We start from the raw sequence: 3,539 nt of genomic DNA, 5'->3' as shown, positions 1-3,539 counted from the left end.
CTCTCTCTTCCGCGGACTGGGTGGACCCTCGTCTTCTTCTCACCCACTTGCGCTCATCCACTCCACCGCCTCAACCGCAAGCCGCATGACCTGCGGCTCTCTCGGGCTTAAAATGGCGAAAGTCGAGTCAGACGACTCTCCTTAAGAGAGGGGGCGCAGTCCGCTCGTTCGTCACGAGGCGACATGTCGAATCAGGCGTGGCGACATGTCGAGCGACACCGGTGAAGTGCCAGACACGGGCGAGCCACCACTCCCGTGCCGGCGCGGGGTGTCCCCGTGGAGTGTCAGCGGGGATGCGGCACACGCTTTGCCTTTATCGTGGGAAACAACCCATCCTCCCCGTGGAGCCCGCGAAGTATTCGCGGAAAAGGTACCCCCGATGATCCCGCATCGCCTGCTGTTCGCTTCTTTAGCCGTTGTCCTCGTGAGTTATGGAGCCGCCCGCGGCGTTCCAGCTCCCCACGCCGAAAAACTCATCACCGCGGAGGGACTCTCGACCCATATCCAGGTGCTGGCCTCGGACGCGTTCGAAGGGCGCGCCCCAGCCACCCGCGGAGAGGAACTCACCGTCACGTACCTGAGAGATCAGTTCGCGAGTCTCGGTCTGCGGCCAGGCAATCACGGCGACTGGTTCCAGACCGTCCCCCTGGTCAAGATCACTCCGGATCCGTCCACCCGGCTGCACATCACGGGAGGCGCGGCGCCTTTCGACCTCGCCTCCACCGAGGACGTGGTGGTCTGGAACCGGCGGCTCACCGAGTGGGTGTCGCTCACGGAAAGTGAGTTCGTCTTCGTCGGCTACGGCGTCAGCGCACCGGAGGTGGGTTGGGATGACTTCAAGGGCCTGGATTTGAGGGGCAAGACCCTCGTCGTGCTCGTCAACGATCCGGATCATGGCCTGGAGAGCGGCGACTTCCTGGGCCGGCGGATGACCTACTACGGGCGCTGGAGCTACAAGTACGAGGAGGCGATGCGGCGCGGGGCCGCGGGGGTGTTGATCGTCCACGAGGATGCGCCCGCGGGCTACCCCTGGGGCGTGGTGGTCGGCAGCTGGGCTGATCACCCCCGCTTCGACATCCCGCCCGCGCCGGGAAGCCCCGAGCGGCTGGCGCTCGAGGGGTGGATCACCCGCGATGCGACCGGGCGCCTGTTCTCCGCGGCCGGTCTGGACTTCGCCACCCTCAAGGAGCGGGCGAGGCGCAAGGACTTCCAGCCAGTGCCACTCGGCTTGAAGGCCTCCACCCAGATGTACCACTCGCTGGCCACCAGCCAGTCGCGCAACGTGCTCGGGCTGCTGCCGGGACGTCAGCGGCCCGAGGAGGTCGTCATCTACATGGCCCACTGGGACCATCTGGGCAAGAACGACAGCCTCCCGGGCGACAAGATCTTCAACGGCGCGGTGGACAACGCCACCGGAACCGCGGCCCTGCTCGAGCTGGCCAAGGCCTTCACTGCCCTGAATCCCGCGCCGAAGCGCTCGATCCTCTTCCTGGCGGTGACCGCCGAGGAGAGTGGCTTCTGGGGCTCGTGGTATTACACGCAGCACCCGGTGTTCCCGCTCGCCCAGACCGTGGCGGGCATCAACTTCGACATCCTGAACGTCAGTGGCCCCACCCGGGATGTGGTGGTCGTCAACCGCGGCGCCTCCGAGCTCGAGGACTTCCTGGAAGACGTCACCGGGCCCGAGCAGCGCTACCTGACGGAGGAGGATGCGCCGGAGCAGGGCTTCTTCTACCGCTCCGATCACATCTCGTTCGCCAAGGTGGGCGTGCCCGTCATCTATACGAAGAGCGGTGTGGACCTGGTGCGGGGGGGCATCGCGGCCGGTCAAGCGGCGGTGCGGCGCTACACCCAGAACGACTACCACAAGGTCACCGACGAGTTCCGACCCGAATGGGACCTGACGGGGATGGCGCAGGACGTGCGCCTGTTCTTCGAGGTGGGCCGCCGCCTGGCCGACTCGCATGAATGGCCCAACTGGCGAGAGGGCAACGAGTTCCGGCCAATCCGTGACGCCAGTCGCGGCGAGTGAGGGGGGAAGGCGCCCCCTCGCGCTCCCCTCAAGTACCGCGGATGGGGCTGCGACTCCCGTAGAACGGTATGCTCCCGCCACGTGAGCACCACCGGGGCCAGGAATGAGGCGTACGAGGAGGAGCTGCTCCTCGCGTTGGACGAAGGACTGCTTTCCCACGAAGAGGCGGAGGCCCTGCGTGGGGAGGCGCTCCGCCTGGAGCGCGGCCCCCTCGCGCTGCTGAAGGAGCGGGGCCTGATCTCCGAGGACACCCTGCTCATGCTGTGCCGGGAACTCTCCCAGAAGGATTCGGGCCGGCACGTGGGCACGACCCCGGGTGGCTCCCAGCCCGAGGAGGCCGTCACCCTGGACCCCCTCCTCGCTGACACCAGCCCGTCTCCGCTCACCCCGGGAGCCGCGTCTCCCTCCGGCAGCGCGCCTTCCTCCAGTGGGCCCCGCGAGCCCGCCTTTCCGGTGCCCGGGTGGGATCGCTACCAGCCCGTGCGCTTCCTCGGTCAGGGCGGTATGGGCATGGTGTTCCTCGCGTATGATCCGCTGCTGCGCCGCAACGTGGCGCTCAAGTTCGTGCGCGGCGAGGATCCCGAGCTCGCGCGCCGCTTCCTGGCCGAGGCCCGCGCCCAGGCCCGGGTGCGCCACGAGCGCGTGTGCGAGGTGTACGAGGTCGGCGAGGTGCACGGCCGCGGCTTCATCACCATGCGGTATGTGGACGGTCAGTCGCTGGGCCAACTCGCGGGCGCGCTCACGCTGGAGCAGAAGGTGCTGCTGCTGTGCCAGGCCGCCGAGGGCGTGCACGCGGCCCACCGCGCCGGGCTCATCCACCGTGACATCAAGCCCGCCAACATCCTCGTGGAGCGCACCGCGGAGGGGGGCCCCTCTCCCTTCGTCATGGACTTCGGCCTGGCGCGCGATTGGAAGGAGGAGGGCACGGCCACGGGCGTGGTGCTCGGCACGCCTCACTACATGGCGCCCGAGCAGGCCCGGGGCGAGGTGTCCAGGCTGGACCGTCGGGTGGATGTCTACGCCCTGGGGGCCTCGCTCTACGCGATGCTCACCGGAGAGCCCCCCTTCACCGGCGCCAATGCCCTCGAGGTCATCACCCGCCTCCAGTCCGAGGAGCCCCGGCCCCCACGCGCGCTGGACAAGGACATCCCCGCGGACCTGGAGGCCATCGTCCTCAAGTGTCTGGAGAAGGAGCGCTCGGCCCGCTACGACTCGGCGCGCGCCCTGACGGAGGACCTGGAGCGCTTCCTCGCCGGAGAGCCGGTGCTCGCGCGTCCCACGGGCCTCGCCTACAGGCTGGGCAAGAAGGTACGCAAGCACCGCGTCCTCGTCTCCCTGGGCTCGGCCGCGCTGCTGGTGGTGACACTCGCGCTGGGGCAGGCCGTCCTCGCCCGCCGCGAGGTGGCCGAGCGCGAGCGCCTCTCGCGCCGCTACACCGAATCCGTGGAGCGCATCGAGGCCATGGCGCGCTACTCCGCCATGCTGCCGCTGCACGACACGCGCGCCG

2 protein-coding genes are annotated in these 3,539 nt (G+C 68.7%); both read left to right on the top strand.

Going from position 1 to position 3,539, the window contains the following annotated elements:
• The first annotated feature begins 379 nt into the window (after window positions 1-379).
• Window positions 380-2,032, top strand: a complete 1,653-nt coding sequence (locus tag VF794_RS35855) for a M28 family metallopeptidase (protein ID WP_331117620.1) — start codon at window positions 380-382, stop codon at window positions 2,030-2,032.
• Between the two features lie 81 nt (window positions 2,033-2,113).
• The coding region (locus VF794_RS35850) for a serine/threonine-protein kinase (protein ID WP_331117619.1) at window positions 2,114-3,539 on the top strand (1,426 nt) is incomplete at its 3' end.

Source organism: Archangium sp. (genome assembly GCF_036389735.1).
Taxonomy (GTDB): Bacteria; Myxococcota; Myxococcia; order Myxococcales; family Myxococcaceae; genus Archangium.
The sequence above is the reverse complement of the archived record's forward strand: the minus strand, read 5'-3'. Positions and strand labels throughout refer to the sequence as shown.

Coding starts and splice junctions, on each gene's coding strand:
- VF794_RS35855 (WP_331117620.1), top strand. CDS start 380: ATGATCCCGCATCGCCTGCTGTTCGCTTCTTTAGCCGTTGTCCTCGTG.